Raw genomic sequence first — 2,063 nt, 5'->3', positions numbered from 1 at the left:
CCCATGTTTAACACAGCAAAAATAATATCTAGAAAATATAAACACATACAGCCATTAAATATTTCCAGTGGCACTACATTCGCATTATTTTGCATCAGTTGAACATTTTGCGAAGGCCCACCGGGGAAGGATGTATCCTGAGAACATCGTAGAGGTTTTTCAGTTTGGGTTCGGCTACAGATGTTTTGCGTATATGGAGCGTCCGGCCATCTTTTTGCCTGAAGGTAGCTGTTATCCGCTGCTGTCCTGAAAATATTCTGCGCAATGAGGTCCAACTGTCGTTAATATCACTGCCCTTCAATTTCCGCCGGATAGCCTGAACTGCCTGGTATGCCAAAACAGTGATGAACAAATGCCCTTCGGCGCGTTCCTCTTTATGATGATAAACTGGACGCATTCCCAACTCCGACTTCAGACTGCGGAATACCGCCTCCAGGTCAGTTAACATGGTGTATGTCTGCCATAACGTAACTTCATCCCAGTCCAGTTCGTTGGTTCGCAGACAATAGACGCCGGGATGGGTCAATCGCGTGCCCTCAACCGGGGTCCGTTCCCAGCTTAAAGCAGTCACCACCTCACCTCCATCATCGTTGACCAAATCGATACGGTAGTGTTGAGCAATGCCGCAACTTTTCTCCTGGAGTCGACCGATTCGCTGCAAAACCTTGTCTCGCTTTTTTATGCCTCCTGGTTTTGCAAGGCTCGCGGCGATCTTTTGCAAACCAGCTTCAAATCGTTTGATAAAACGGGCATTCATGGCATCTTCCTTCTCTTGCCTTTGTTCGGAATGACAATACAACCGCACTTCCAAGCCATCTTCACGCATAACCCGCTGTATTTGAATAGTCTGCCTTGATGCCGAGGATACTGGCACCGCCTGCTCTGCCGCAAACTGACGAGATCGCTCACGACTGACAACCAGATATCGATATTGTTTTTCGACCAGCCAATCGATATTGGCCTGGCTGGCGATGCCCCTGTCCATGATCACCATGGCACCTTTCGGGGTCTCCAGCCTTTCAAGTATGGATTGAAGTGTTGTCGGCTCAGACACGCTGCCTTCGAACATTCTTGAACGTCTGACAAAGCCGCTACCGTCCAACACCAGGCCAAGAGTCACCAGGGGGCAATCGCTGCGCTTTTCTTTGGAATGGCCACGACGGGCCATGGCATTGCCGGCCATCTCACCCTCGAAATACGTGTTGGTCAGGTCATAAAGGGTGACGGTTGTCGGCAGGGAAAATAGATCATTGATTCGCGAAAACAGGGCGGTTTCAATCGTCTGCCGATGCCGCACCAGAAGATCTGAGGTTCTATACAACCGCATCAGTGACATGGCTTCATAATCCACATCAATGAGTTCACCAAGAGCACTTCGTTCAGTCAACCATTGCCAGGTGGCAAGTTCACTGCCAGGTTCAGCCATTCGGCTGATGATGCTGCCTAGAGCCGCTGCCTGCTGGATACCATTAAAACCAGCTGAGGTAAGAATTTCTGGCAACCCAAGCCATTTCAGTATCTCCAGCCCCACATGCTCAACCCCAATTGACCGGGGACGTAACAACTCCAGGGAAGCAACATCCACTTCGGCATAGGTTACCGGCTGCACCTCTTCTTGCTGATCACCAGGTTGCGGAGAAGCTACCAATTGTGCTGCGTAGCGCTGCGCCAATTTTTCTATTTTGTCCGAGGGCGCGACCAGCACCATTTGTCCCGAAAGTATCGCCTCAATACGGGTACAAAGCTGGGGCCATTGTTCGCGTGGCAAAGAAAAGTTCCTGCCCAGGTTGAGCAGGGTCTTCTGCCGCACTTTGCCGCCGATTCTTTCCGAGGCAACCAGGCGGTAGGTATAATATGCTTCGCCTGTTACCGAGGTGCTGGTCTTTGTCTGTCGAATATACATGCATTATCATTGACATATTTCGCCAAGAAAGGCAATAGCTCAAAGAGTAATTATGGCACTACAATTGAATCCTAACACAACTGAATTTGAAATTATTGAATATTTTTTGCGCAAGGGAGCAAAAAAAGATGGGTTTTGCACTGATCTTGTTAAACATGGG

General features: G+C 49.2%; 1 protein-coding gene. It reads right to left on the bottom strand.

The annotated features are described in order from the left end of the window. Positions 1–94: 94 nt before the first annotated feature. The gene (locus tag FCL47_RS24045; RefSeq protein WP_136816269.1) at positions 95–1,903 is read right to left on the bottom strand and encodes an IS1634 family transposase; all 1,809 of its coding nucleotides are present in this window, start codon (positions 1,901–1,903) and stop codon (positions 95–97) included. Positions 1,904–2,063 lie beyond the last annotated feature (160 nt).

This window comes from Desulfopila sp. IMCC35006 (genome assembly GCF_005116645.1).
Classification (GTDB): domain Bacteria; phylum Desulfobacterota; class Desulfobulbia; order Desulfobulbales; family Desulfocapsaceae; genus Desulforhopalus_A.
Note: the sequence above shows the minus strand (reverse complement) of the source record. Positions and strands in the feature narration are given on the sequence as shown.